This is a genomic window from Serinicoccus hydrothermalis (assembly GCF_001685415.1).
Lineage (GTDB): Bacteria > Actinomycetota > Actinomycetes > Actinomycetales > Dermatophilaceae > Ornithinicoccus > Ornithinicoccus hydrothermalis.
This window is the reverse complement of record NZ_CP014989.1, coordinates 1064524-1091241: the sequence shown is the minus strand read 5'-3', so window position 1 is coordinate 1091241 and position 26718 is coordinate 1064524. Positions and strand designations below refer to the sequence as shown.

The 26718-nt window shown below is 74.1% G+C and carries 22 protein-coding genes; 17 read left to right on the top strand and 5 right to left on the bottom strand.

Features of this window, described 5'->3' with window-relative positions; genetic code table 11:
- The first annotated feature begins 160 nt into the window (after nucleotides 1–160).
- The 11 genes from SGUI_RS05020 (at nucleotide 161) to SGUI_RS04970 (ending at nucleotide 15385) form a co-directional block, all read left to right on the top strand.
- A complete protein-coding gene (locus tag SGUI_RS05020) occupies nucleotides 161–2362 on the top strand; it encodes an ATP-dependent DNA helicase (RefSeq protein ID WP_066637069.1) in 2202 nt (733 codons plus the stop codon).
- Nucleotides 2363–2402: 40 nt separating this feature from the next.
- Nucleotides 2403–2843 carry a DUF952 domain-containing protein gene (locus SGUI_RS05015; protein ID WP_066637067.1) on the top strand — a complete coding sequence of 147 codons (441 nt, stop codon included), beginning with the start codon at nucleotides 2403–2405 and terminating at the stop codon, nucleotides 2841–2843.
- On the top strand, nucleotides 2840–3817 hold the full coding sequence (gene holA / locus SGUI_RS05010) for a DNA polymerase III subunit delta (protein ID WP_066637065.1): 978 nt from the start codon (nucleotides 2840–2842) through the stop codon (nucleotides 3815–3817). Before SGUI_RS05015 ends, holA begins: the two co-directional genes overlap by 4 nt.
- A gap of 22 nt (nucleotides 3818–3839) precedes the next feature.
- The gene (locus SGUI_RS05005; RefSeq protein WP_066637063.1) at nucleotides 3840–5258 is read left to right on the top strand and encodes an FAD-binding oxidoreductase; all 1419 of its coding nucleotides are present in this window, start codon (nucleotides 3840–3842) and stop codon (nucleotides 5256–5258) included.
- Nucleotides 5255–6532, top strand: coding sequence for a class I SAM-dependent methyltransferase (locus SGUI_RS05000; RefSeq protein WP_066637061.1), 1278 nt, complete (start codon nucleotides 5255–5257; stop codon nucleotides 6530–6532). Before SGUI_RS05005 ends, SGUI_RS05000 begins: the two co-directional genes overlap by 4 nt.
- 231 nt (nucleotides 6533–6763) lie before the next feature.
- The gene (gene rpsT / locus SGUI_RS04995) at nucleotides 6764–7030 is read left to right on the top strand and encodes a 30S ribosomal protein S20 (protein ID WP_066637053.1); all 267 of its coding nucleotides are present in this window, start codon (nucleotides 6764–6766) and stop codon (nucleotides 7028–7030) included.
- 224 nt (nucleotides 7031–7254) lie between these two features.
- Nucleotides 7255–10182: a leucine--tRNA ligase gene (leuS, locus tag SGUI_RS04990; protein WP_066637051.1), complete on the top strand. Its 2928-nt coding sequence runs from the start codon at nucleotides 7255–7257 to the stop codon at nucleotides 10180–10182.
- 25 nt (nucleotides 10183–10207) lie between these two features.
- Complete coding sequence (locus SGUI_RS04985; protein WP_066637049.1) at nucleotides 10208–11068, top strand: DegV family protein; 861 nt, start codon at nucleotides 10208–10210, stop codon at nucleotides 11066–11068.
- 94 nt (nucleotides 11069–11162) lie between these two features.
- Nucleotides 11163–12086: a ComEA family DNA-binding protein gene (locus SGUI_RS04980; RefSeq protein WP_157621744.1), complete on the top strand. Its 924-nt coding sequence runs from the start codon at nucleotides 11163–11165 to the stop codon at nucleotides 12084–12086.
- Nucleotides 12083–14596, top strand: a complete 2514-nt coding sequence (locus tag SGUI_RS04975) for a ComEC/Rec2 family competence protein (protein WP_083190505.1) — start codon at nucleotides 12083–12085, stop codon at nucleotides 14594–14596. Before SGUI_RS04980 ends, SGUI_RS04975 begins: the two co-directional genes overlap by 4 nt.
- A 24-nt stretch (nucleotides 14597–14620) precedes the next feature.
- Nucleotides 14621–15385 (top strand): NAD(P)-dependent oxidoreductase, encoded by a 765-nt coding sequence (locus tag SGUI_RS04970; RefSeq protein WP_202816610.1) that lies wholly within the window; start codon nucleotides 14621–14623, stop codon nucleotides 15383–15385.
- Between the two features lie 13 nt (nucleotides 15386–15398).
- Here SGUI_RS04970 and SGUI_RS04965 read toward each other — a convergent pair whose 3' ends face one another.
- Nucleotides 15399–16343 carry a LysR family transcriptional regulator gene (locus SGUI_RS04965; RefSeq protein WP_066642786.1) on the bottom strand — a complete coding sequence of 315 codons (945 nt, stop codon included), beginning with the start codon at nucleotides 16341–16343 and terminating at the stop codon, nucleotides 15399–15401.
- Between the two features lie 99 nt (nucleotides 16344–16442).
- Between SGUI_RS04965 and SGUI_RS04960 the strand changes: the two genes are divergently transcribed.
- The 5 genes from SGUI_RS04960 (at nucleotide 16443) to SGUI_RS04940 (ending at nucleotide 21337) form a co-directional block, all read left to right on the top strand.
- Nucleotides 16443–17783, top strand: coding sequence for a patatin-like phospholipase family protein (locus tag SGUI_RS04960; protein WP_237141457.1), 1341 nt, complete (start codon nucleotides 16443–16445; stop codon nucleotides 17781–17783).
- Nucleotides 17784–17854: 71 nt separating this feature from the next.
- A complete protein-coding gene (locus SGUI_RS04955) occupies nucleotides 17855–18583 on the top strand; it encodes a response regulator transcription factor (RefSeq protein ID WP_066637047.1) in 729 nt (242 codons plus the stop codon).
- A gap of 2 nt (nucleotides 18584–18585) precedes the next feature.
- Nucleotides 18586–20073, top strand: coding sequence for a sensor histidine kinase (locus SGUI_RS04950; RefSeq protein WP_066637045.1), 1488 nt, complete (start codon nucleotides 18586–18588; stop codon nucleotides 20071–20073).
- Entirely contained in the window at nucleotides 20070–20960 is an 891-nt protein-coding gene (locus SGUI_RS04945) for a Sir2 family NAD-dependent protein deacetylase (RefSeq protein WP_066637043.1), read from the top strand. Before SGUI_RS04950 ends, SGUI_RS04945 begins: the two co-directional genes overlap by 4 nt.
- A 44-nt stretch (nucleotides 20961–21004) precedes the next feature.
- Nucleotides 21005–21337, top strand: a complete 333-nt coding sequence (locus SGUI_RS04940) for a PRC-barrel domain-containing protein (RefSeq protein ID WP_066637041.1) — start codon at nucleotides 21005–21007, stop codon at nucleotides 21335–21337.
- A 103-nt stretch (nucleotides 21338–21440) separates the two neighbouring features.
- On the opposite strand, the gene lexA is transcribed toward SGUI_RS04940, so the two are convergent.
- Nucleotides 21441–22160, bottom strand: a complete 720-nt coding sequence (gene lexA / locus SGUI_RS04935) for a transcriptional repressor LexA (protein ID WP_066642781.1) — start codon at nucleotides 22158–22160, stop codon at nucleotides 21441–21443.
- Between the two features lie 267 nt (nucleotides 22161–22427).
- Here lexA and SGUI_RS04930 point away from each other — a divergent pair, with 267 nt between their 5' ends.
- Nucleotides 22428–22835 carry a LysM peptidoglycan-binding domain-containing protein gene (locus tag SGUI_RS04930; protein ID WP_066637039.1) on the top strand — a complete coding sequence of 136 codons (408 nt, stop codon included), beginning with the start codon at nucleotides 22428–22430 and terminating at the stop codon, nucleotides 22833–22835.
- Between the two features lie 3 nt (nucleotides 22836–22838).
- Here the strand turns inward: SGUI_RS04930 and SGUI_RS04925 are convergent, their stop codons facing one another.
- From SGUI_RS04925 to SGUI_RS04915, 3 genes are read right to left on the bottom strand one after another with little or no spacing between them, the layout of a single operon-like run.
- A complete protein-coding gene (locus tag SGUI_RS04925) occupies nucleotides 22839–23375 on the bottom strand; it encodes a hypothetical protein (protein ID WP_066637037.1) in 537 nt (178 codons plus the stop codon).
- A 36-nt stretch (nucleotides 23376–23411) separates the two neighbouring features.
- Complete coding sequence (locus SGUI_RS04920; RefSeq protein ID WP_066637035.1) at nucleotides 23412–25964, bottom strand: glycoside hydrolase family 65 protein; 2553 nt, start codon at nucleotides 25962–25964, stop codon at nucleotides 23412–23414.
- Nucleotides 25965–25996: 32 nt separating this feature from the next.
- Nucleotides 25997–26710: an HAD family hydrolase gene (locus SGUI_RS04915; RefSeq protein WP_083190504.1), complete on the bottom strand. Its 714-nt coding sequence runs from the start codon at nucleotides 26708–26710 to the stop codon at nucleotides 25997–25999.
- Nucleotides 26711–26718: the final 8 nt, after the last annotated feature.

Below are 26718 nucleotides of genomic sequence, written 5' to 3'. Positions count from 1 at the left end.
TCCCGCCGCCCGCCCCACCCCGGGAGTGCGGTCACCTTCCAGCAACCTCCATCACCCTGTAGGGCGATGGAGGTTGCAGCTTGGTGACCGCAGTCGGGCCGAGGCGCCGGGCTGTGGACGGCCGCGGCAGGCCCGGGCGGCACGGCATACCCTGGGCCCCATGCCTGCGACCGCCGACCTCGAGGACCTCGTCCGGGCGGCCGTCGGAGGTGTCGGCGGGAGCGACCGGCCGGGCCAGCTGCAGATGGCGAAGGCCGTCGAGCGGGCGGTCGAGCGCGAGGAGCACCTGCTGGTCCAGGCCGGCACGGGCACCGGCAAGTCCCTCGCCTACCTCGTGCCCGCGATCGCGCACGCCGTGCGCACCGGCAAGCCGGCCGTCGTCGCCACCGCCACCCTCGCGCTCCAGGCGCAGATCGTCGACCGCGACCTGCCCCGGATCGCCGAGGCCCTGGAGCCGCTGCTCGGCCGTCGCCCGACGTTCGGGCTGGTCAAAGGCCGCTCCAACTACCTGTGCCAGCACAAGCTCGTCGGCGGCTTCCCCGACGACGACGAGGACGCGCTGCTCGCGATGGGCCAGGTCGACCGGGAACGCTCGCGGCTCGGGGACGAGGTGACCCGGCTGCGCGAGTGGGCCGAGGTCACCGAGTCGGGCGACCGGGACGAGCTGGTGCCCGGCGTGACCAACCGGGCGTGGCGGCAGGTGTCGGTGACGGCGCACGAGTGCCTCGGGAGCCGCTGCCCGGTCTTCGCCGACTGCTTCGTGGAGCGCTCGCGGGCGGCCGCGGCCGAGGTCGACATCATCGTCACCAACCACAGCTTCATGGCGATCGACGCCGTCGAGGGCCGCTTCATGCTGCCCGAGCACGACCTGCTCGTCATCGACGAGGCGCACGAGCTCACCGACCGGGTCACCTCGACGATCACCGACGAGCTCACCTCCTCCACCGTGTCGGCGGCCGCGCGCCGGGCCGGCAAGGGCGACGCCGCCGAGCGGCTGGCCGAGACCACCGAGCTGCTGGACGACGCGCTCGCCGACCTGCCCGAGGGCAAGCTGGGCCGGCTGCCCGAGCGGCTGGTCACCGCGCTGCAGCTGGTCCGCGACGCCGCCCGCGCGACGCTGTCCGAGCTCAAGCCGGAGAAGGGCGCCGAGCCGGACGGCGGCACCCAGGTCGCGCTCGCGGCGGTCCAGGACGTCTTCGACACCAGCGAGCGGGTGCTCGGGGAGGCCGAGCTCGACGTCGTGTGGATCAGCCACGACCAGCGCCGGGGGAGCGTGCTGCGGGTGGCGCCGATGAGCGTGGCGATGATGGTGCGCGACAAGATCTTCGACGAGCGCACCGTCGTCCTCACCTCCGCCACCCTCGAGCTGGGCGGGACCTTCGACGCCGTCGCCGGCACGATCGGCCTGCGCGGTGCCGGGTCTCCGGCGTGGGAGGGCCTCGACGTCGGCTCCCCGTTCGACTACCCGCAGCAGGCGATCGCGTATGTCGCGCAGCACCTGCCGCCGCCCGGTCGCGACGGCGCGGGCTCGGTCGTCTTCGACGAGATCGAGGCGCTGGTGCGGGCGGCCGGCGGGCGCACGCTGGGGCTCTTCAGCTCGCGGCGCGCCGCGGAGGCGGCCACCGAGGAGCTGCGCGCCCGCCTGTCCGACACCGACATCACCGTCCGCTGCCAGGGCGAGGACCAGCTGCCCACGCTGGTGCGCGAGTTCGCGGGGGAGGCCCGCACCTGCCTCTTCGGCACGCTGTCGCTGTGGCAGGGCGTGGACGTGCCCGGCTCCGCCTGCCAGCTCGTCATCGTCGACCGGATCCCCTTCCCCCGCCCCGACGACCCGCTCACCTCGGCGCGCACCGAGGCCATCGGCCGCATGGGCGGCAACGGCTTCATGGCGGTCTCCGCCACGCACGCGGCGCTCCGCCTGGCCCAGGGCGCCGGGCGGCTCATCCGCCGCGGCGACGACCGCGGCGTCGTCGCCTTCCTCGACTCGCGGATGATGACGGCGCGGTATGCCGGATTCCTCCAGCGATCCCTCCCGCCCTTCTGGCCGACCACCGACACCGAGCTCGTGCTGGGCGCCCTGCAGCGGCTCGACGAGACGGCTCCCGACCCGGTCCCGGTCGCCGAGCCCGGCGCCCGCGGGCTCGGCGGCGCGCCGCTGGTCACCGCCGGGGCCGTGCCGGTGGCACGCTCCCCGCGCACGGCCGTGACCGGCGGCCATGCCTGGTCCGAGGAGCAGGACGAGGAGCTGCGCGACGGGATCGAGGCCGGGGTCGAGCTCCCCGAGCTGGCCGAGCACCTCGACCTGGCGCTCGACCTCGTCACCGCCCGGGTCAACCAGCTCGGGCTGGAGCTGCCCGCGTGAGGCACCGGCGGTGTCGGTGCCGCGTGGCAGGCTGGGGGGCATGAGCAGCGAGCAGGCAGCCGAGCGCGAGACCGAGGCCGCCGACAGTCCCGCCCTGTGGCACCTCGCCGAGCGGGAGCACTGGGAGGCGGCGCTGGCCGCCGGCCGCTACGACCGGTCCACCCGGGGCGCCTCCCTGGCCGACGTCGGCTTCGTCCACGCCAGCCGGCCCGAGCAGCTGCCCGGCGTGGCCCGCGCCCTCTACTCCGGGGTGGACGAGGAGCTCGTCGTGCTCGAGATCGACCCGGCGGTCCTCGCCGAGCACGGCGTCGAGGTGAAGGTCGAGCCGGGCGATCCCTCCGACCCCGGCTCCGAGCACTTCCCGCACCTCTACGGCGCCGTCCCGGTGGCAGCCGTCGCCCGCGTGCGCCCGGCCCGCGTGGACCGGGGCTGGCTGGAGCTCGGCCCCTGGGAGCCGGTCGCGACGGGGCCGACCTCGTGAGCACGGCACCCCCGACACTGGCGCTGGTCACCGGCCCGGAGGAGCTGCGCGCCGAGCGCGCGGTCGACTCCGTGGTCGAGGCGGTGCGCGCGAGCGAGGCCGACGCGGAGGTCGTGCGGGTCCACCCCGCGACCTACCAGGCCGGCGAGCTCATGGTGCACGCGAGCCCCAGCCTCTTCGGCGGGTGGACGGTGATCGTCGTGCACGACCTGGACGAGGCGGACGACGCCCTCGTGCAGGACCTGGGGACCTACCTCGAGCAGCCGGCCGACGGGGTCACCCTCGTGGTGCTGCACAAGTCCGGCAACCGCGGCAAGCGGGTCCTCGACGCGCTCCGCAAGGGCGGCGCGCGGGTGGTCGAGGCCAAGGCGGTCAAGACCGAGCGCGACAAGCACGAGTTCGTCATGGGCGAGTTCAAGCAGGCCCGGCGCAAGATCACCGCCGACGCGGCCGGTGCCCTCGTGCTGGCGGTGGGCAAGGACCTGCGCGAGCTCGCCTCCGCCTGCGAGCAGCTCATCCGCGACGTGGAGGGGATGGTCGAGACCGAGGACGTCACGACCTACTACGGCGAGAAGGTCGAGACGACCGGGTTCCGCGTTGCCGACGCGGCGCTCTCCGGCGACGAGGCGACCGCGATGGCGCTGCTGCGGCACGCCATGCTGGGCGGCCTGGACCCGGTGCCGATCGTCGCGGTGCTGGCCATGCAGCTGCGCCAGGTGGGCAAGGTGGCGACCGCCGGACGCGGGTCGTCCGCGCAGCTGGCCCGCGACCTCGGCATGGCGCCGTGGCAGGTCGACGCCGCCCGTCGCTCCAGCCAGTCCTGGGACGGCGCGCGGCTGGGGGCGGCGATCCAGGCGGTCGCCCAGGCCGACGTCGACGTCAAGGGCGGCATCCGCACCGAGGCGGCCGTCCGCAGCCCGGAGCACGCCGTCGAGCGGGCGGTGCTCGAGGTCTGTCGCCTGGCCCGCGGCTGAGGTCTGGGGGCAGGATGGTGGCATGGAGCGGCCACCGGGCTACCTCGCCGCGGTCGAGCAGGCGCGGTCACGGTATGCCGCGCTGCCCGCCGACCGGCCGGTGCGCCTGGCCAAGCGCACCAGCAACCTCTTCCGCCCCCGGACCGGGGAGGTCGCCCACCTCGACCTCAGCCCCTTCACCGGGGTCCTCGCCCGTCGGCCCGCGTCGTCGCAGGAGCCCGGCACGGCGCTGGTGGGTGGCCTCACCACCTACGAGCAGCTGACCGGGGAGCTGCTCCACGGCGGTCCCGGGGAGGGCCCGGCGATCCCGCTGGTCGTGCCGCAGCTGCGCACCATCACCCTGGGCGGGGCCGTCGTCGGGCTCGGCATCGAGTCCTCCTCCTTCCGCTCCGGCCTGCCGCACGAGTCGGTGCTCGAGGCCGACGTCCTCACCGGGTCCGGCGAGGTCGTCACCGCCCGCCCCGAGGGCGAGCACGCCGACCTCTTCCACGCGCTGGCCAACTCCTACGGCACCCTCGGCTACTGCCTCGGCCTCGTGGTCGAGCTGGAGGCCGCGCAGCCCTTCGTCGCCCTGCGCCACGAGCGGTTCACCGACCTCGACGCCGCCCTGGACGCGGTCGGCGAGGTCATGGCCGCCGGCGCGTATGCCGGGGAGGGGGTCGACTTCCTCGACGGGGTCGTCTTCTCCGGCACGGAGAGCTACCTCACCCTCGGCCGCTGGGTGAGCGCCGAGGAGGCCCTCGGCAGCGTCCCCGGGGGACCGAGCGACTACACCGGCCAGCAGATCTACTACCGCTCCGTGCAGCACCGGCGCCGCGACCTGCTGCGCGCCGAGGACTACCTGTGGCGCTGGGACACCGACTGGTTCTGGTGCTCCCGGGCCCTCGGCGTGCAGCACCCCGCCGTCCGGCGGGTGTGGCCGGCCCGCTGGCGGCGCAGCGACGTCTACCGGCGCATCATCGGCCTCGAGGAGAGGTACGCCCCGCAGGCCCGGCTGCGACGGCTGCGCGGCCTGCCCGACCAGGAGCGGGTCGTGCAGGACGTCGAGATCCCGCTGGAGCGGACCGCCGAGTTCCTGCGCTGGTTCCTGCGCACCGTGCCCGTCGAGCCGCTCTGGCTCTGCCCGGTCCGGCTGCGCGACACCTCCGAGCCCCGCCCGTGGCCGCTCTACCCCATGGAGGCCGGTCGTGACTACGTCAACGTCGGCTTCTGGTCGGCCGTCGACATCGCCCCCGGCGGCCGGGACGGCGACGTCAACCGGGCCATCGAGGACAAGGTCACCGAGCTCGGCGGTCACAAGGGCCTCTACTCCACCGCGACCTACGACCGGCAGACCTTCGACGAGCTCTACGGCGGGGACACCTACGCGCGGGTCAAGGCGCGCTACGACCCGGACGGCCGACTCCCCTCTCTCTACGACAAGGCGGTGGGATCACGATGAGCCCTCTCTCCGGTGCCCAGATGTTCGAGGCCCTCGTCGGGCCGGTGCCCGGCCTGGCGGTGGCCGCCTGGGACGGCTCCCACGGCGGCGACCCGCAGGGCAGGGTGCTCCACCTCGACTCCCGGCGGGCGCTGGAGCACCTGGTCACCTCGCCCAGCAGCGAGCTCGGCCTGGCCCGGGCCTACCTCTCCGGCGACCTGCGCATCGAGGGGATGGTCGAGGGCGACCCCTACCCCGAGATGGTGCTGCTGCGGGACCTGGTCACGACCAAGCGGCGCTCGCCGGCCGAGCTGCCGCACCTGGCCTCCGCTCTCGCCCAGCTGCGTCCCCGGCCGCCAGCGCTCCCGCCGGAGGAGACGCCCACCCGCGTCCGCCGCCTCGCCGACGGGCTCCGGCACGGCCGCCGCCGCGACGCCGCCGCCATCGCCCACCACTACGACGTCTCCAACCGGTTCTACGAGCTCGTGCTCGGCCCGTCGATGACCTACACGTGCGCGGCATACCCGCAGGACGACGCGACCCTGGAGGAGGCGCAGGCGCACAAGCACGACCTGGTCTGCCGCAAGCTGGGGCTGGAGCCGGGGATGCGCCTGCTCGACGTGGGCTGCGGCTGGGGCCAGATGGTCCGGCACGCGGTGGAGCACTACGGCGTGACCGCCCTCGGCGTGACGCTCTCGCGCCAGCAGGCATCCTGGGGCCAGCAGATGCTGGAGCGGCAGGGGCTCGCCGACCGCGCCGAGATCCGCTACGGCGACTACCGCGACGTCACCGAGCGGGGCTTCGACGCCGTCTCCTCGATCGGGCTGACCGAGCACATCGGGGTGCGCCGCTACCCGGCCTACTTTGCCTTCCTGCGCGACCGGCTGCGCGACGAGGGCCGGCTGCTCAACCACTGCATCACCTGGGCCGACAACCAGCGGGCGCCGATGGCGAAGCAGGCCTTCGTCGAGCGCTACGTCTTCCCCGACGGCGAGCTCGCCGGGTCGGGCACGATCGTCTCCCGGATCGAGGACGCCGGGCTCGAGGTCCGCCACCACGAGAACTTGCGCGAGCACTACGCCCGGACCTGCGGTGCCTGGTGCGCCAACCTCACCGAGCACTGGGAGGAGTGCGTCGCCGAGGCGGGTCTGGGCCGCGCGCGGGTCTGGGGCCTCTACCTGGCCGGGTCGCGGATGAACTTCGAGCGGCGGGGGATGGAGCTGCACCAGGTGCTCGCCGTCCGCACCGACGCGGGCGGACGCTCCGGGATGGGGCTGCGTCGCGTCCAGGTATGACCGGGGGCCGGTCACGCCTGCGTTCCCGGCCGCGACTTGGGCGAGGCGCGCAGGCGCTGCTAACGTGGACCTTTGCGTGCGCGCTCGGTCGTGCGCGCTCGTGGATCTCCAGCGGAGATCATTCGCACCACCCCCGTGCACCGGACATCGCCAGGCATCCCCACGCCAGTTCGCCGGAGCGCGGGCGTCGCCCTCACGACACCAGACCAACGACTGACCAGGAAGTTCTCAGTGGCAAACATCAAGAGCCAGATCAAGCGCGTCAAGACCAACGCCGCGCGCACCGAGCGCAACCGCGCCCACAAGTCGGAGCTGCGCACCTTCATCCGCCGCTTCCGCGAGGCCGTGGACAGCGGGGACACGGGCAAGGCCGAGCAGGCCCTGCACGCCGCGTCGCGCAAGCTGGACAAGGCCGTCTCCAAGGGCGTCATCCACAAGAACCAGGCCGCCAACAAGAAGTCGGCCATGGCCAAGCGCTTCAACTCGCTCGGCGCCTGAGCGACCGGCGAGCCTGACGCAGCGGGCGTCCACCCCCGGGCGGGGTGGGCGCCCGCTGCGCTACCATGGGCGGCACCATGGCGACCCGCTGCGAGCTCCTCCTTGTCGGGCCGCGCTAGGCAGGACGCATAACCTGCGAGCGCGGCCGGCCCCTCCTGCGTGAGGGGCTTTCGTATGCACGGAGCACGAGCACACCCGCAGCGAGAACGAGACGAGAGACAGGCATGAGCGAGCGCATCCCGCAGCACCGCTACACCGCCGAGCTGGCCGGCCGGATCGAGCGCCGCTGGCAGGACCGGTGGGAGAGCGAGGACACCTTCGCCTCGGCCAACCCGGCCGGACCCTGGGCCGCGCCGGACGACCCCCGCCTCGGTGAGGGGCGCGGGCACCGGGTGATCATGGACATGTTCCCCTACCCCTCCGGCGCGGGGATGCACGTCGGGCACCCGCTGGGCTACGTCGCCACCGACGTCCACACCCGCTACCTGCGCACGACCGGCGCCAACGTCATGTATGCCATGGGCTTCGACGCCTTCGGCCTGCCCGCCGAGCACTACGCCGTGCAGACCGGCCAGCACCCTCGGGTGACCACAGAGGAGGCCATGGCGACCTACCGGCGGCAGATGCGGATGATCGGTCTGTCGCACGAGCCGCGCCGCACCTTCGCCACCATCGACCCCGACTACGTGCGCTGGACGCAGTGGATCTTCCAGCGCATCCACGACTCCTGGTACGACCCGGACGCCGCGCCGCGCGAGGGCTCGGGCCAGGCCGGCACCGGCCGGGCCCGGCCGATCGCCGAGCTGGTCGAGCAGCTCGCGAACGGTGAGCGGGCCACCCCGGACGGCCGGGACTGGGCAGAGTTGTCGGCGGCCGAGCAGGCCGAGGTCCTGGACGGCTACCGCCTGGCCTACGTCTCCGCCGCACCGGTCAACTGGTGCCCGGGCCTGGGCACCGTCCTGGCCAACGAGGAGGTCACCGCCGACGGCCGGTCCGAGCGGGGTGACTTCCCGGTCTTCAAGCGCAACCTGTCGCAGTGGATGATGCGGATCACGGCGTATGCCGACCGCCTCACCGACGACCTGGACCGCCTGGACTGGCCCGAACGTGTCCGGCTGATGCAGCGCAACTGGATCGGGCGCTCCACCGGTGCGCAGGTCGCCTTCCCGGTGGCCACCGCCGCCGGCGAGGAGGGACAGCTGGAGGTCTTCACGACCCGGCCCGACACCCTCTTCGGTGCGACCTTCATGGTCGTCGCGCCCGAGCACCCGCTGGTCGAGCAGATCGTCCCCGACGCCTGGCCGGAGGGGACGAAGGACGCGTGGACCGGGAGTGCCACGACCCCGCGCGAGGCGGTGACGGCATACCAGCGGGCGGCCTCGACCAAGAGCGACGTGGAGCGCCAGACCGAGGGCAAGGACAAGACCGGTGTCTTCACCGGTGCCTTCGCCACCAACCCGGTGACCGGGGCACAGGTCCCCGTCTTCGTCGCCGACTACGTGCTCATGGGCTACGGCACCGGCGCGATCATGGCGGTGCCGGGCCAGGACGAGCGCGACTGGGCCTTCGCCACCGCCTTCGACCTGCCCATCGTCCGGACGGTGGAGCCGACCCCGGACCACCCGCAGGACGAGGCCTTCACCGGCGAGGGGCCGGCGATCAACTCCGCCAACGACGAGATCAGCCTGGACGGGCTCGGGGTCGCCGAGGCCAAGGAGCGCATCATCGCCTGGCTGGAGCAGACCGGTCGCGGGCGCGCGACGGTGACCTACCGGCTGCGCGACTGGCTGTTCAGCCGGCAGCGCTACTGGGGCGAGCCCTTCCCGATCGTCTGGGACGAGGACGGTGTCGCCCACGCGGTGCCCGACGACGAGCTGCCGGTGACCCTGCCGGACGTGCCCGACTACGCGCCCCGGACCTTCGAGGCCGACGACGCGGACTCCGAGCCCGAGGCGCCGCTGGCGCGCGCGCAGGAGTGGGTCGAGACGACGATGGACCTGGGCGACGGGCGCGGCCCGGTGCCGGTCCGGCGGGAGACCAACACGATGCCCAACTGGGCCGGGTCGTGCTGGTACTACCTGCGCTACCTGGACCCGGCCAACGAGGACGCCCCGGTCGACCCGCAGGTCGAGGAGTACTGGATCGGGCCGCGGGAGCAGACCGTCCCCGGCGCGAGGCAGGGCGCCGTCGACCCTGGCGGGGTGGACCTGTACGTCGGCGGGGTCGAGCACGCCGTGCTGCACCTGCTGTATGCCCGATTCTGGCACAAGGTGCTGTTCGACCTGGGCCACGTGAGCAGCGAGGAGCCGTTCCGGCGGCTCATCAACCAGGGCATGATCGAGGCCTACGTCTACCGCGACGCGCGCGGCTTCCCCGTGCCCGCGGCCGAGGTGGAGGAGCACACCTCCTCCGACGGCGGGCCCTCGACCTACACCTGGAACGGACAGCCGGTCACCCAGGAGTACGGCAAGATGGGCAAGTCGCTGAAGAACGTCGTGACCCCGGACGAGATGGTCGAGCAGTTCGGCGCCGACACCTTCCGGGTCTACGAGATGAGCATGGGCCCGCTCGAGCAGTACCGCCCCTGGGAGACCCGGGCCGTCGTCGGCAGCCAGCGCTTCCTGCAGCGGCTGTGGCGCAACGTCGTCGACGAGGACACCGGTGAGGTCACCGTCGTGGAGGAGGAGCTCAGCCCGGAGCTGGCGACCGCGCTGCACCGGACCATCGACGCCGTGGGCTCGGACTACGCCGCGCTGCGGACCAACACCGCCATCGCCCGGATGATCGAGCTCAACAACCTGCTCACCAAGCTGGACCGGGTGCCGCGGGCGGCGGTGGAGCCGCTGGTGCAGATGGTCGCGCCGGTCGCGCCGCACCTGGGCGCCGAGCTGTGGGAACGGCTCGGGCACGAGGACCTCACGTACGCCCCCTTCCCGGAGGCGGACCCGGCCCTGCTCGTGGACGACGCGGTGACCGCGGTGGTCCAGGTCAAGGGCAAGGTCCGGGACCGGCTCGAGGTCGCGGCCGACATCAGCGAGGCCGACCTGGAGGCGCTGGCGCTGGGCAGCGAGAAGGTGCAGCGCTTCCTCGACGGGGCGCCCGTGCGCAAGGTGATCGTCCGGGCCCCGAGCCTGGTCAACATCGTCGTCTGAGCCCGCCCAGGCATACCCGGCCCTCATGGACGTCGCCCTCCTCACCGACAGCGCGAGCTGCCTGCCGCCCGGGCAGCAGGCCGGTGCGCCGCTGCGGGTGCTGCCGCTGCACGTCATGGTGGAGGGGCGTCGCGGCGACTCCCGCGAGGTGACGCAGGCCGAGGTGGTCGACGTGCTCCGCGCCGGGCGCGAGCGCATCTCGACGAGCCGGGTCTCCCCGGGCGAGTTCGTCGCGGGCTACCGCGAGCTGGTCGCGGAGACGGGGTGCCGCCGGATCGTCTCGGTGCACCTGTCGGGCCGGCTCAGCGGGACCGTGGAGGCGGCCGGGCTCGCCGCCCAGGAGGTGGCCGACGAGGTCGAGGTGCGGGTGGTCGACTCCCGCACCGTCGGGCTGCCGCTCGGGTGGGCGGCGCTCGACGCCGCCGCGCTGGCGCGGGCCGGGGCGACCGTGGAGGAGGTGGAGCGTCTTGTCCGGGAACGGGCGGGTGGGGCGCGCGCGTGGTTCTACGTCGACAGCCTGGAGCACCTGCGGCGGGGCGGTCGGCTGGGCCGGGCGCAGGCCGTCCTCGGCTCCGCGCTCGCGATCAAGCCGCTGCTGGGTGTGGACGACGGCGAGGTGGTGCTCGCCGAGCGGGTGCGCACCCGCGGCCGTGCGCTGGCCCGGTTGGCCGACCTCGCGGTGGAGGCGGCCGAGCAGGTGCGTGCGGCCGGCGGTGGGCCCCGGGTCGGGGTGCATGAGCTGGGCGCAGAGGAGGCCGCCGCGGAGCTCGCGGCCGGGCTGGGCGAGCGGGTCGGGGTCGAGGTGCAGGTGGCGCCGCTCGACCCGGGGATCGGCGTGCACACCGGTCCGGGCACGCTGGGCGTCGTGGTGGCCGCCGGCGGCTGAGCTGTCGTCCACATCCCGCGCCGGACGGCCGGGTCGTCCACAGATCTGAGACAGGCCCTCCCGCGATGGGGCGGACCTGCCTAGCGTGCGGGTCATGGGGGACGAGGACGCGCACGCAGGGCGCCACCGGACGGGCCGTCTGCCGACGGCCGAGGAGCCCGCCGGGCAGGCGGAGCAGGCTGACCTCCTGCTGGGCCGGCTCGTCGCCGTTCCCGGGGCGGGCCGGATGGCCCAGATCGGTGTCGGGGCCCGGGCGGTCGGCGGCATGGTGCTCGTCGCGGCGCTGGTGCTGGCCGTGCTCGGCGGGCGCTGGTGGTGGGTCGAGCAGCGCGCGACGGCCGTGCCCATGGCCACGGGGGCCGCGGAGGTGGCGTCCGCGACCGTCGCGCCGACGGCAGGTGCGGCATCGCTCGGCGCGACGGGAGAGGTGCCGCAGCCGGGCGACGGGCAGCCGGGCGAGGGGCAGCCCGGCGAGGCGAAGGCCGCGCAGGTCGGTGAGACCGGCGCACCCGCGACGGAGGGGCCGCTGCTCGTGCACGTCATCGGCGAGGTCGCCGCCCCCGGGGTGGTGGAGGTGGAGGCCGGCTCGCGGGTGGTGGACGCGGTGGACGCCGCCGGCGGGCTCACGAGCGAGGCCGACCCGGGCTCGGTCAACCTGGCTCGCGCCGTCGTCGACGGGGAGCAGGTGTGGATCGGGGCGCCGGGGGAGGAACCTCCGCCGGGCTGGGTGGCGGGCGTTCCCGTCACCGGGACCGGCGCCCTCGGGTCGAGCGGGACGGGCGGCGCACCGGGGTCGGGGACGGGCCAGGAGCAGTCGTCGACACCGGTCGTCGACCTCAACGCCGCGACCCAGGCCGAGCTCGAAGAACTGCCCGGGATCGGCCCGGTCACCGCCGGGCGCATCCTGGAGTGGCGCGAGGAGCACGGTCGTTTCACCGCGGTCGCCGAGCTGCTGGAGGTGAGCGGCATCGGCGACCGCACGCTGGAGGACCTCGAGCCGCACGTCACCGTCGGATGAGGGGTGGCCGTACGGACGGTGCCCCAGAGAGGGCGGCGGAGACGGAGCCCGCCTCGGGGCCGGAGACCGAGCCCGAGCCTGACTCGGAGCCGGGGCCGGAGTCGGGGCCGGAGCCGGAGACCGAGCCGGAGCCGGACTCGGAGCTGGACCCCGAGCCGCCGCACGACCTGCGGCTGTTGCTGCCCGCGCTGGCCGCCTGGGCCGTGCTGGTGGCCGTCCTCGTCGGCCCACGGTGGGTGCCGCCGCTCGTCGCCGTGGTGTCGCTGGTCGCCGCGCTGCTCCTCGGTCTCCTCGCGGGCCGCCCGTCCGGCCGGACGGGCCGGCGACCGTCCGGGTGGCGCCAACAGCTCGCCCTGTCGGCCGCCGCGATCGCGCTGGTCGTCGGTGCGACAAGCCTGCACACGGCGGTGGCGCGGGCGGGCCCGGTCGCCGGCTGGGCGCAGGACAGAGCGGTCACCACCGCCCGGGTGCTGGTCACCACCGAGCCCCGGCTGATCGCGCGGGCCGACGAGCGCGATCCCCTCGTCGTGCTGGAGGGACGCGTGGTGCAGGCCTCCGCCCGCGGCGAGACCACCCGACCGGCCACGCCGGTGGTCGTCATGGCCACCGCCGGGCAGGGGTGGACCGACGGGGCGGTGGCCTGGCGCAGCGTGGTGGAGGTCTCGGGCCGGTGGGGGCCCGGACGACCGGGCGAGCGCGCGGTCGCCGTGCTCGTGCAGCGCGGTCCGCCCACCGTCGTCAGCCCGCCCCCGGCGCTGCTGCGAGGGGTGGACCACGTGCGGGCGAGCTTCCGCGAGGCCGTCGACCCGCTGCCGACCGATGCCCGGGGCCTCGTGCCCGGGCTCGTCATCGGCGACAGCTCGCTCACGCCACCCGACCTGACCCAGGCCATGCGCGACACCGGCATGACGCACCTCTCCGCCGTGAGCGGCAGCAATGTGGCGATCGTCGTGGGCGGCGTGGCCCTGCTCGTCGTGCGCGCCGGGTTGCCGCGCCGGTGGCGGCTTCCGGTCGTCCTGGCCGGGCTCGTCTGCTTCGTCCTGCTGTGCCGGCCCGAGCCGTCGGTCCTGCGGGCCGGGGTGATGGGAGCGATCGCCCTGGTGGCGCTCGCCGGTGGACGCCGCCGGACGAGCCTGCCGCTGCTCGGGGGAGCCGTGCTCGTGCTGCTGTGCCTCGACCCCTGGCTGGCCCGGTCCTACGGCTTCGCACTCTCGACCCTGGCCACGCTCGGGCTGGTGCTCTGGGCGCGTCCCTGGGGCCTGGCCATGGCGGCCGTCCTCCCGGGGTGGGCGGGGCTGGCGGCGCGGGCCGCGGCGGTGCCGCTGGCGGCGCAGGTGATCTGCGCCCCGGTCATCGTGCTGCTGCAGGGAGACATCACGACCGTCGCCGTCCTCGCCAACCTGCTGGCGGCCCCGCTGGTCCCGCCCACGACCATCCTCGGGCTGCTCGCGGCGGTGCTGGCGCCCGTCTCGACCGTGCTGGGCAGCGCCGTCGCCTGGGCAGCGGCGGTGCCCGCCTGGGCCATCGGCCGGATCGCCCGGGTCTGCGCCCGTGCGCCCCTGGGCAGCCTCGAGTGGTGGGACGGCGCGCTGGGGGCGTGGGCCCTCGCCGTCCTCACCGTCCTGCTCCTGGTCACCGGCCGGCGCTGGCTCCGTCTCGGCAGGCGCCGCCCGTGGGCAGCGGTGGCCCTGGCTGCCGTCGTACTCGCCTCGGCGCTTCCCGTGCCCGGTCTGCGCGGCTGGCCCCCACCGGGATGGGTGGTGGCCGGGTGCGACGTCGGCCAGGGGGACGCCTTCGTCGTCCGCACCGCACCCGGGCACGCCCTGCTGGTGGACACCGGTCCGGACCCCACGGCGGTGAGGACCTGCCTGCACGACCTCGAGGTCGGGACGGTCGACCTGCTGGTCCTCACCCACTTCCACACCGACCACGTCGCGGGGCTCCCCGGGGTGCTCGGCGGGACCCAGGTCGAGCAGGTCCTGGTCACGCCGGTGCGGGACCCACCCGAGGTGGCCGCGGCGACCCTGGGGCTGCTGGCGGCGGAGGGCATACCCGTGCACCAGGCCCGGGTGGGGGACCGGTGGGACGTCGGCGCCGCCCGGGCGACGGTGCTCTGGCCCTCGGCGACGCCACCGGTCGCCGGGTCGGCCGCCAACAACGCCAGCATCGTCCTGGACGTCGACGTCGGGGGCACCGCGCTGCTGCTCACCGGCGACCTGGAGCCGGAGAGCGCCCGGCAGGTGCGCGAGTCCACGCAGGGGCGGGACTACGACGTGCTCAAGGTCGCGCACCACGGGTCGGCGGCCCAGGACGAGCGGCTGGTCCTGGGTGCGGATCCCGAGGTCGCCCTCATCGGTGTCGGGGCGGACAACGACTTCGGGCACCCGAGCCCGAGCGCGCTCAGCCTCCTGTCGCAGGCCGGGGCGGTGGTGCTGCGCACCGACCTGCACGGCGACGTCGCGGTGGTCCGCGACACCCGCAGCCGGCTGGTGCCGCACGCCCGGGAGTGAGGACGACCTGCGCATGGTGGAGGGATGGATGAGAGGCTGGCCAGCATGCGCCTGGTGGTCTTCGGCAGCAGCGGCCCCACGGGCCGCCACGTGGACCAGCAGGCCCTCGACGCCGGCCACCAGGTCACCGCTGTCACGCGGCGACCGGAGCACTTCCCGGTCGGTGACCACGACGGCGAGGCCGTGCGGGTGGTCGGCGCCGACGTGGCCGACGCCGAAGCAGTGACTGACGCGGTCGAGGGTGGTGATGCGGTGATCTCGACCTACGGGGTGCCGTACTCGCGCCGGCGGGTCACGGTCTACTCCACCGGGGCACGCCACATCCTCGCCGCGATGTCCCGGCACGGCGTCGACCGACTTGTGTGCGTCAGCAGCACCACCGTCGCGGACCGCCCGGTGCCCGGCGAGACGTGGGCCTGGCGCAGGGTGGTCGAGCCGCTCCTGCTGCGGCGGGTGCTCGGGCGCACGCTCTACGACGACATGGAGCGGATGGAGCGACTCGTCCGCGACAGCCCGGTGCGGTGGACGATCGTCCGTCCCGCGGGTCTCTACGACGCCGACGGGCCGGGCGAGTTCGAGGTCGGGCCTCCGCGGCTGCAGGGGCGATTCACCTCGCGTGCCGACCTCGCCCGGACCCTGGTGACCGAGGCCACGGGCGACGAGCACCCCCGGGCCACGGTCGACGTCGTCAGCCGCGGCACGCCGCCCTCGCCGCTGAACTTCCTGCGTGAGGTCACCAAGATCGGTCGCCAGGGCGGAGGGAGCCAGGGCGGCAGCAGGCTGGGCTGAGGAGAGGGCCTGCTCAGGCGCGGGCGACGATGTGCGCGCACGGCGAGCCACCCAGCTCGCGGGCGCTGTGGCACAGCGCATCGAGGGTCGCGGCCACCGCGGGGACACGCTGCAGGTCCGGTGTCGTGACGACCTGCACGGTGCGCCGGGAGGGCGGGGACACCGGCCGGATGACGACCTCCGGGTGCGAGACCGTCGAGAGGATGAGCTGCGGGACCAGGGCCACACCGAGCCCGGCGGCCACGAGGCCGAGCACCGCGACGTAGTCCTCGGTCTCGAAGGTGACGTCCGGGCTGAAGCCGGCGTGGTCGGCGAGCGTCAGCAGGTGGCCCCGGCACCGGGGGCAGCCCGCGATCCAGCGGTCGGCCGACAGGTCGGCCAGGTGCACCTCGTCCTGTCCCGCGAGCGGGTGGTCAGCCGGCAGGACGAGCATCACCGGGTCGTCGAGCACGTCCATGACCACCAGACCGTCAAGGTCGTCCTCGCCCCGCCCGGCGTCGGTGCCCTCGTAGGCGAAGGCCACCGCGAGGTCCACGGCACCGGCCCGCACGGCGGTCAGCGACTCCGGCGGCTCCGCCTCGCTGAACTGCACCGTCACCGCGGGGTGGCTGCGCCGCAGCTCGGCCAGGGCGCGCGGCACGAGGGTCGCGGACGAGGAGGGGAAGGCCATGAGCCGCACCCGGCCCGCCTTGAGCCCGGCGATGGCGATGACCTCGGCCTCGGCCTCGTCGATGCGGTCCAGGATCTCCGCGGCCCGGGTCGCGAGCAGCTGGCCGGCCTCGGTGAGCCGCACGGTGCGGCCGATGCGCTCCACCAGCGCCGTGCCCGCGCGCTGCTCGAGGCGGCGGACCATCTGGGAGACCGCCGGCTGGGTGTAGCCCAGGGAGGCCGCGGCGGCCGTGAAGGACCCCTCGTCGGCGATGGCCCGCATCACGCGCAGCCCTGCGGCGTCGAACATGGCCCCGATCATAGTTGGCTCGCCGTTCGTCATCTGCCGGACGCCGACACCGGCGGCGTCGTTCACGCCCGCGTCACCCGGCGCAGGTCTGCTGGTCCCGTGCTCCCCGCGCACCTGCACCCGCACCCCGGGCCACCGCCCGGCGACCCGGCGCTGGCCCAGCTGGAGGCGGCCCGGGCCACGGCCCACCACGGGCCGTCGGCGCGGCGCCCGAGGCGGGGCGCTGCCCTGTGCCTGTCCGGCGGGGGCTTCCGGGCCTCGCTGTTCCACCTCGGCGCCGTCCGGCGGCTCGACGAGCTGGGGGTCCTCGGGTCGCTGCGCACCATCAGCGCGGTCTCCGGCGGCGCGGTGCTCGCCAACCTGCTGCTCCACCCCGAGCTGGAGTGGCCCGACGCCGACGCCGGCGGCGGGCGCGTCGGTGGGCTGGAGGAGCTCGTCGCCCAGCCGCTGCTCGCGCTGACCCGCCGCAACCTGCGCACCCCCGCGCTGCTGTCCAAGGTCCGGCCGAGCGGCTGGGGCCGCCCCGACGCGAGCGTGCACGTGCTCGCCGACGAGCTCGAACGGGCGATCCCCTGGTGGGGCACCGACCTGCGCGAGCACCGCCGCACGGGCGGCCCGGTGGTGCTCACCGGGGCCACCGAGATCGGCTACGGCGTCTCCTGGCTCTTCGCCGACCCGCACTCGGTCGGGCCGCGGGGACGGGTCGGAGACCACCGGCTCGGGCACGCCGCCCCGCCCCCGGGGCTGCGGCTGGTGGACGCGGTGGCCGCCTCCTGCGCATACCCGCCCTTCTTGGGCCCGCTCGAGCTCGACGGTGCCGACCTCGGTCTCACCGGTGGTTCCGCCGAGCCGGACGAGCCGGAGGAGGTCCGCGCCGCGATCCGGCGCCGGATCCAGCTCGTGGACGGCGGGGTCTACGACAACCTGGCCCTGGAACCGGTCTGGACCGACCACGCGACGGTGCTGGTCAGCGACGGGGGAGCGGTCTTCCGCGGGCAGGCCGCCGGGTCGGTGCTCGCCCGGCTGTGGCGGCTGCTGTCCATCGCCTCGAGCGGCGGCCAGACGGCGCGGCTGCGCTGGCTGCGCGCGAGCTTCGCGGCAGGCACGGTGGCCGGCGCGACGTGGTCGCTGGAGTCGCCCGCCGACCTGCGTCGCGGCACCGGTGCCCCGTCCGGCCCGGTGCTCGACGGGTATGCCCCGGAGGTGCTCGGGGCGATCCACCGGGTGCGCACGGACCTGGACGCCTTCAGCGCGCAGGAGCAGATGGTGCTGTGCCGGTACGGCTACCTCGTGGCCGACGCCTCGATCCGTCGGCACAGCCCCCAGGCGATCCGCCTCGACGCCCCGCTGCGACCGCCGCACCCGCAGGTCGCCGCTGCCTCGGACGTCATGACCGCGCTGCGGGACTCCGGCCGCATCACCGCCCTCGGGCGACGGTGAGGACGAGGTCGCACAGCGGACGCACAGCCGGCACCTAGACGACGCACGGGGTGGCAGGGTGTGATGGCACCATGAAGCCCGCCCCGACCCTCGCCCGCCTCGACGGGACACCCGTGCGGGTCCTCGTCGTCGACGACGAGGAGCACCTGACCGAGCTGCTGTCGATGGCCCTGCGCTACGAGGGCTGGGAGGTGCGGACCGCCGGCACCGGGATGGACGCGGTGCGCGTCGCCCGCGAGCTGGCCCCCGACGCCGTGGTGCTCGACATGATGCTGCCCGACTTCGACGGCCTGGAGGTGCTGCGGCGGATGCGGGCGGTCGAGCCCGACGTCCCCGTGCTCTTCCTCACGGCCAAGGACGCCGTGGAGGACCGGGTGGCCGGTCTGACGGCCGGGGGCGACGACTACGTCACGAAGCCGTTCAGCCTCGAGGAGGTGGTCGCGCGGGTGCGCGCGCTCATCCGGCGCACCGCCGTCGTCGCCCAGGAGCCCAGCTCGGTGCTCGCCGTCGGGGATCTCACCCTCGACGAGGACAGCCACGAGGTCGTCCGGGCCGGGACCGAGATCTCGCTGACGGCCACCGAGTTCGAGCTGCTGCGCTTCCTCATGCGCAACCCGCGCCGGGTGCTGTCCAAGGCGCAGATCCTGGACCGGGTGTGGAACTACGACTTCGGCGGGCAGGCCAACATCGTCGAGCTCTACATCTCCTACCTGCGCAAGAAGATCGACCACGACCGCGAGCCGATGATCCACACCATGCGGGGCGCCGGCTACGTCCTCAAGCCGGCCGCGGGCTCCTGACGGTGGCGGGTCGCAGCAGGTCCCTGCGCGCGAAGATCGTCACCTCCGTGGTGGCGATCTTCGCCTGCGTGCTGCTGCTCTCCGGCGTCGCCACGGTCCTGGCGCTGCGGCATACCCTCATCGGCCAGCTCGACGAGGACCTGCGCCTGTCCAGCGAGCGGGTCGGCGGCCAGGTCGAGGGCGGCTTCGAGCAGCCGCCCCTGGGCGGACCGGGCGAGGACCTGCGCGGCCCCGGCCGTCCCCCGGGCGGGGGCGACCGCTCGCTCACCGTGGTCCGGGAGGGCGACCAGGTGGTCGTCAACTCCGTGGTCACGACGGACAACGAGTTCGGGTCGCTGGACGAGGCGCAGCTGACCGTGCTCACCGAGGCGGCGCAGGAGGCCGAGGCCGCCGCGGCGGGGGCCGAGCCGTTCTCCGTGGACCTGGGCGCCGGGGTGGGGGACTATCGGGTGGTGGTGGACCAGAGCCCGGACGGCAGCACGACCCTGATCACCGGTCTGCCCCTGGCCGGGGTCACGGACACGACCCGGCAGGCCGTGGCCATCCTCGTGCCGGCGGCGCTGCTCTCCCTGCTCGCGGCGGGCGCGGGGTCGGCGTGGCTGGTGCGGCGCGACCTCGCGCCCCTGGACCGGGTGGCGGCCACCGCGCGCCGGGTCTCCCAGCAGCGGCTGGAGCGCGGCGAGGTGGCGGTCGCGGACCGGGTGGCGGCGGCGGACACCGATCCCGGGACCGAGGTGGGCCAGGTCGGGCAGGCGCTCAACGAGCTGCTGGAGACGATGGAGTCGGCCCTGTCGGTGCGCCACGCCAGCGAGCAGCGTGTCCGGCAGTTCGTCGCCGACGCCTCGCACGAGCTGCGGACCCCGCTCGCCTCGATCCGGGGGTATGCCGAGCTCTCCCGGCGCGAGAGCGAGCCGGTCCCCGCCGGCGTCCGGCACGCCCTGGACCGGGTGGAGGCCGAGTCGCTGCGGATGCAGGGGCTCGTCGAGGACCTGCTGCTGCTCGCCCGCCTGGACGCCGGGCGCCCGCTGGAGCGGGCGCGGGTGGACCTGACCCTGGTCTGCCTGGACACGGTGAGCGACGCCCGCGCCGCCGGGCAGGACCACACCTGGGTGCTCGACCTGCCGGAGGAGCCGGTGGAGCTGGTCGGCGACGAGGCCCGGCTGCGGCAGGTGCTGGTCAACCTGCTCGCCAACGCCCGGACCCACACCCCGCCCGGGACGACCGTCACCACCGGGCTGCGGACCGTGGGCGAGGAGGTGGAGGTGGTCGTCGCGGACGACGGGCCGGGCATACCGGAGCAGCTGCAGGAGACCGTCTTCGAGCGCTTCGCCCGGGGCGAGACCTCGCGGTCGCGCGCCGCGGGCAGCACCGGGCTCGGCCTCTCCATCGTCGCCGCCGTGGCACGGGCCCACGGCGGCCGGGTCGAGGTCGACTCCCGGCCTGGCCGCACCCGTTTCGTGCTGACGCTGCCTCGGAAGGGATCGCCATGAGCGCGGTCGGCCCGCTCGACGCAGCGCTGACCGTGCCCGCCCCGGCGGTGGTGGAGCCGGGGGCGTATGCCCGGCTCCGGGAGCTCGTGGCGGGTGGGGGTGCGGTGGCGCTCACCGGGGCGGGGATGTCGACGGCCAGCGGCATCCCGGACTACCGGGGGCCGGACGGCACCCGGCGGGTCCAGCCGATGCAGCACGGCGAGTTCGTCGGCTCCGCCGCCGCCCGGCAGCGCTACTGGGCGCGGGCCTACGTCGGCTGGACGCGCTTCGCCTCCGCCCGGCCCAACCCCGCCCACCGTGCCGTCGCCGACCTGGAGCGGCTGGGCCTGGTCCGCCACGTCATCACGCAGAACGTCGACGGGCTGCACCAGCAGGCGGGGAGCCACCGGGTGCTCGAGTTGCACGGCACGCTGGACCGCGTGGTCTGCCTGGACTGCGGGGAGGTGACGACGCGGGACCAGGTGCAGGAGTGGCTCGCCGACGCCAACCCCGGCTTCCTGGTCGCGGTGGACGCCACCTCGCCGGTCCGGCCGGACGGCGACGTCGCGCTGCCCGAGGCCCAGGTGCAGGCCTTCCGGCCCCCGCTGTGCCTCGTCTGCGGACGCGACCGGCTCAAGCCGGACGTCGTCTTCTTCGGGGGGTCGGTGGACAAGGGCGTCGTCGAGCGGGCCTACACCTTCGTGGAGCAGGCCCGGGTCCTGCTGGTGCTCGGCTCCTCGCTGCAGGTGATGAGCGGCTACCGGTTCGTGCGGCGGGCGGCGCGCGAGGGCATACCCGTCGCCGTCGTCACCCGGGGTGGCACACGCGGGGACGCCGAGACGACCGTGGGTGTCGACGCGCTCGTGGGGGACGTGCTTCCCGCGCTGGTCGCGGACCTGCGTGGTTAAGTGGGGGAGGACGGCCCGCCCGGGCCGCGTGCGAGGAGGTCGCTGTGGTCACCTACGAGCAGCTGGGTGAGATGTACGACGCCGAGGTCGTCGACCAGGACGGGCACAAGGTCGGCGGGATGGACCAGGTCTATCTCGACAACGGGACGGGCAACCCCGCGTGGGTGTCGATCCGGGCCGGCTGGTTCGGGGGCCGGAAGATCCTGTGCCCGGTGTCGAACGCCACGATCCAGGGGGGCCGGATCCAGGTGCCCTACCCCCTCGCCATGATCAAGGACGCACCGGACATCCCGTGCGACGGTCACCTGACCGAGGACGAGGAGGAGCAGCTCTACGACTACTACTCCGTGGACCAGGGGCCTGCGCCCTCGGCCTGAGCGGGAGTCGCGGCGCCGGCCCCCGGAGAGGATGGAGGGGCCGGGGACCGACGCCGCGGTCGGTGGGGGCGCGTGCCGCGCCCGGCATGGGGACGGACCGGGGTCAGACCCGGCGCAGGACCGCCGTGACCTTGCCCAGGATGACCGCGTGGTCGCCGTCGATCGGCTCGTAGGCGGGGTTGTGGGGGATGAGCCAGGTCTTGCCGTCGCGGTGGCGGTAGGTCTTGACCGTGGCCTCGTTGTCGAGCATGGCGGCGACGATCTCGCCGTTGACGGCCGTGGGCTGGCGCCGGACGACGACCCAGTCGCCGTCGCAGATGGCGGCGTCGATCATCGAGTCGCCGACGACCTTGAGCAGGAACAGCTCGCCGTCACCGACGATCTGGCGGGGGAGGGGGAAGACGTCCTCCACGGCCTCCTCGGCCAGGATCGGGCCACCGGCCGCGATCCGGCCCACCATGGGGACGTAGGAGGGCTGCGGCCGGGAGTCGCCGATGCCCGTCTCGTCGTGCACCTGGTCGGGGGCGCCGCCGGCCTCGGCGTCGCCGCGCCGGTAGCCGGAGCCCTCGCTGCCGGGGTGCACGACCTCGATCGCCCGCGGGCGGTGCGGGTCGCGGCGCAGGTAGCCCTTGCGCTCGAGCATCTTGAGCTGGTGGGCGACCGAGCTCGGTGAGGTGAGACCGACCGCGTCGCCGATCTCGCGCAGGCTCGGCGGGTAGCCGCGGTGGTCGACCGAGTCGCGGATGACGTCGAGGACGCGCCGCTGCCGGTTGGTCAGCCCGGCGCCGCCGTCGCGATCCGGCATCTCGTGAATCGTGGCCATGGTCTCCATCCCCTCGTGCGGGTCCCAACCCTCGTCCCGTCCGCGGCCTCCGCGCTGCGGACTTGTGGGCATCATGCCTGGTCAGAGGGTATGTCAGTGGTGGGTGCTTGAGTTTCTGACATGAACACAGACTACGCCGGGCCCAGGACGAAGGCAAACACCTGTTCGGTCCGCGTGTCGACAGAGTCCGACGTGTGTGCTATCAATAGGACAGACGTGCGATCGGACGTATGTCCGTCCCGCACCGCCACGAGGAAGGTGAAGAGCATGAGCACCGCCATCGCGCACGACATCCTGAGTCCCCTCCCGGTCACCGCCCCCCGCGAGGTCACCCGCCGGCACCTGCGGCTGGTGCCGACGCCGACGCCGGGTATGCCTGTCGCCCGGGCCACCCCGGCGCGGGCCCTGCGGCTGACGCGTCGTGGGCGGCTGGCGCTGACCACCACGACGAGCATCGTCGTCGCACTGGTGGCGTGGTCCATGCTCGGCCTGCTCGGTCCGGCGGACGCCACGTCCTCCGTCGTGGTGGAGCGGGGCACCACGCTGTCGCAGATCGCGGCGCAGGAGCTGCCCGACGTCCCGCTGAGTCAGGCCGTCACGAGCATCCAGCGGGCCAACAGCCTCAGCACCACCTCGGTGGCGGCCGGTCAGGAGCTCGTCATCCCCGGACGCTGAGCGTCAGGCCTGGTGGACGGCGTCCCAGACGACGCCGAGCTGGTCGGTGGGGATGAAGTAGCCGGACAGGTGCGGGTCGAACATCAGGCCCGCGATCTCGGCCTCCTGGTAGGCCTCGGCAGTGTCCACGAGCTCCTGGGGGGACAGGGCGATCGCCCGGAGGTCCTCCTCGGGGGCGACCATCTCGTTCTGCACCGCGAAGTGCCGGGCACGCTCGGCGCTGGTGTAGGTGAGGAGCATGAGCTGCCCGTCGATCTTGGCCGCGGCGGGTGACTCCATCCCCGGGTCGCCCACCGCGATGAACCACCAGTAGGGCAGGTCCATGGTGGCCCGCCACAGGTCGGCCATGCCCTCGTGGTCCTCCGGCCCGGCGACGCGGGCGGCCAGCACGTCGGTCTCGGTCTCCTCCGGCTCGGCCAGCTGACCGAGCCGGGTCGTCACCGGGGCCCCGTCCACGGCGGCGGCCGGTCGTTCACCCTGGTAGATCGACTCCGAGGGTCGATCCTCGCCCTGGAAGGGCATGTCGGTCGGGTCAGTCATCCCGACAGTCGACCACAGCACGCCACGCAGGGCCAATCACAACGCCTCGCGGGGAGGGGAGGCGGTGGACTCCCACTCCTCCTCCGGCCAGCTGTGCGGGACCACCGCCGCGGGGCGTGCGGGACCGTCCGGGGACCGGTCGGTGGGGATGCTGGCGGTGCCGGCGTGCGCGCTCGGCGAGCCTGCCAGTCGTGGGCCCTGGTCCGCGAGCGGGACGGTGACCTCGTCCCCGTCGACGTGGACCTGCTCGCCGCGGACCTGGAGGCTGACCGGCTCCCCGACCTCGACCGCCAGCCGCACCTGTTCCGGCTCCACCGTGATCCGCACCCGGGAGCCGTGCCAGCGCATCCTCCAGGTGAGCCCCGGCCAGCCCTGGGGCAGCCGAGGGTCCAGGGTGAGGATGCCGCCGTGGTCCCGCATCCCCCCGAAACCGGCCACCAGTGCGCTCCACACGCCACCGGTCGAGGCGACGTGCACCCCGTCGCTGGCGTTGCCGTGACGGTCGGCGAGGTCGACGAACAGACCGGCGTAGAAGTAGCGCAGGGCGAGCTCGTGGTAGCCGACCTCCGCCGCCACGATCGACTGCACCACGGCCGACAGCGTCGAGTCCCCGGTGGTGATGGGGTCGTAGTAGGCGAAGTCCGCGAGCTTCTCCTCGGCGGAGAAGGCGTTGCCCGCGAGATAGAGGGCCAGGACGACGTCGGCCTGCTTGAGCACCTGGTAGCGGTAGATGACCAGCGGGTGGTAGTTGAGCAGCAGCGGCCGCTTGTCCGGGGGCGTGGCGTCCAGGTCCCACACCTCGCGCTCCAGGAAGTGGCTGTCCTGCGGGTGGACCCCCACCTCATCGTCGAACGGGATGTGCATCCCGTCGGCCGCCCGGGACCAGGCCTCCACCTCGTGGTCGGCGAGGTCGAGGCGCGTCACGGCGCGGGCGAACTGGGTGGGGTCCGAGGCCCGCAGCTCGCGGACCGCCTCGACCGCCGCCCGCAGGTTGATCTGCGCCATGACGTTGGTGAAGAGGTTGTCGTTGACGATCGTCGTGTACTCGTCCGGTCCGGTGACGGCGTGGATGTGGAACTCGCGGTTGCCGTTGGTCTGCCAGAAGCCGAGGTCTGCCCACAGGCGCGCGGTCTCGACAAGGATGTCGACGCCCTGGTCGAGGAGGAACTGGTCGTCGCCGGTGGCCCGGGCATACTTCATCAGCGCGTAGGCCACGTCGGCGTTGATGTGGTACTGCGCCGTCCCCGCCGCGAAGTATGCCGAGGCCTCCTCGCCGTTGATCGTGCGCCAGGGGAAGAGCGCGCCGTACTGCGCCATCTCGGCCGCGCGTCGCCGGGCCGCCTCGAGCATCCCGTGCCGGAAGCGGAGCGCGTTGCGGGCGGCCTGCGGGTGGGTGTAGACGAGGAAGGGCAGGACGTAGCACTCGGTGTCCCAGAAGTAGTGCCCGCCGTAGCCGGAGCCGGTCAGGCCCTTGGCCGCGATCCCGTGCGAGCCGGACCGCAGCGAGGCCTGACCGAGCTGGAAGAGGTTCCACCGCACGGCCTGCCGCAGCTCGGGCTGGCCCGGCAGCTCGACGTCGGACTCCTCCCAGAAGCGCGCCCAGATGACCGCCTGCTCCTCCTGCAGGGCGCTCACGCCGCGATGCAGAGCCCGGTCCAGGGTCCGCGAGCAGCGGTCGGCGAGCTCGCGCGGCGGCACGCCCCGGGAGGTGTGCACGGCGACGAGCTTCTCCAGCCGCACCGGGCGGCCCTCCTGCGCCTCGACCCGGATGACGTGCTTGGCGAGGTCGTCGCTCACCGACGTCTGCGCGGTCCACGGGTTGTCCGTCTCGACGGCGTGGTGGACCATCGTGGCCAGCGTCATACCGGAGTTGTGGCAGCGGTAGCCCAGGAGCAGGCGCCCGTCGCGCGGCTCGGCGAGCACCGGGTCGAGCACGCGGTGCTCGAAGGACTCGGCCTTGCGCGGGTCGACGCCCTCGCCCATCGCGGCGCTGGTCACGTGGTACTCGTCCGAGCCGTCCTGCCGGTTGAGGATCTGGCTGGAGATGTCGAGCGCCGCGTGCCCGTCGAGCATCTCGACCTCGAAGGTCATGACCGCCAGGTGGCGCTCGACGACGCTGGCCATCCGCGAGGAGGTGATCTTGACCCGCTTGCCCGAGCTGGTGCGCCAGACCACCGAGCGGCGCAGCAGCCCGGCGCGGAAGTCCAGCGTCCGCTCGTAGTGCTCCAGGTCAGCGGTCGACAGCAGCAGCGGCTCGTCGTCGACGTAGAGCTTGATCGTCTTGGGGTCGGGGACGTTGACGATGGTCTGGCCCACGCGGGCCAGCCCGAAGGCCTCCTCGGCGTGCCGGATCGGCCAGGTCTCGTGGAAGCCGTTGACGAAGGTGCCGTGGGCGAAGGTGTCCCGGCCCTCCTCGACGTTGCCGCGCAGCCCGAGGTAGCCGTTGGACACGGCGAAGAGGGTCTCGGTCACGCCGAGGTCGGAGTCCTCGTAGGCGGTCTCCGCCAGCTCCCAGGGGCGGGCGGGGAAGCGGGTCCGGTCCAACGGGTCGACCGGTGCGGGCGGGCGGTGGTGCGACATGGCAGCCATCGGTGACGTTCCTCTCGGCAGGGGACGGAGGGTCAGATGAGGTCGGCGAGGTCGGAGACGACCTCGTCGGCGCCGGCCTCGAGCAGGGTGCCGTGCCCGGCGCCCCGGTCCACGCCCACGACCCGGGCGAAGCCCCCGGCCGCGCCGGCCCGCACGCCCGAGACGGCGTCCTCGACCACCACGCAGCCGGACGGGTCCCGGTCCAGCCGGCGGGCGGCATACAGGAAGGTGTCGGGGGCCGGCTTGCCCGGCAGCTGCTCGCGGGCGGCGACCGACCCGTCGACGACGACCGGGAAGCGGTCGGCGATCCCCGCCGTGGCGAGGACCGACGGGGCGTTCTTGGAGGAGGAGACGACGGCCATCGCGATGCCCCGCTGCTCCAGCGCGTCGAGCAGCCGGAGCGAGCCCGGGTAGGGGGCGATGCCCTCCTCGGCGAGCACCTCGTTGAAGATCTCGTTCTTGCGGTTGCCCAGCCCGCACACGGTCATGAGCTCCGGCGGGTCGGTCGGCTCGCCCGTCGGCAGGTCGATGCCGCGCGCGTCGAGGAAGTCCTGGACCCCCTCGTAGCGCGGCTTGCCGTCGATGTAGGCGAAGTAGTCCTGGTCGGTGTAGGGCTCCTGGGTGGTGGGCTGCTGCTCCAGGACCCGGGTGAACATCACCTCCCACGCGCGCATGTGCACCTCGGCGGTCGGCGTCAGCACGCCGTCCAGGTCGAAGAGGACTGCGGTCACGGGATCCCAGTTCACGGCAGACA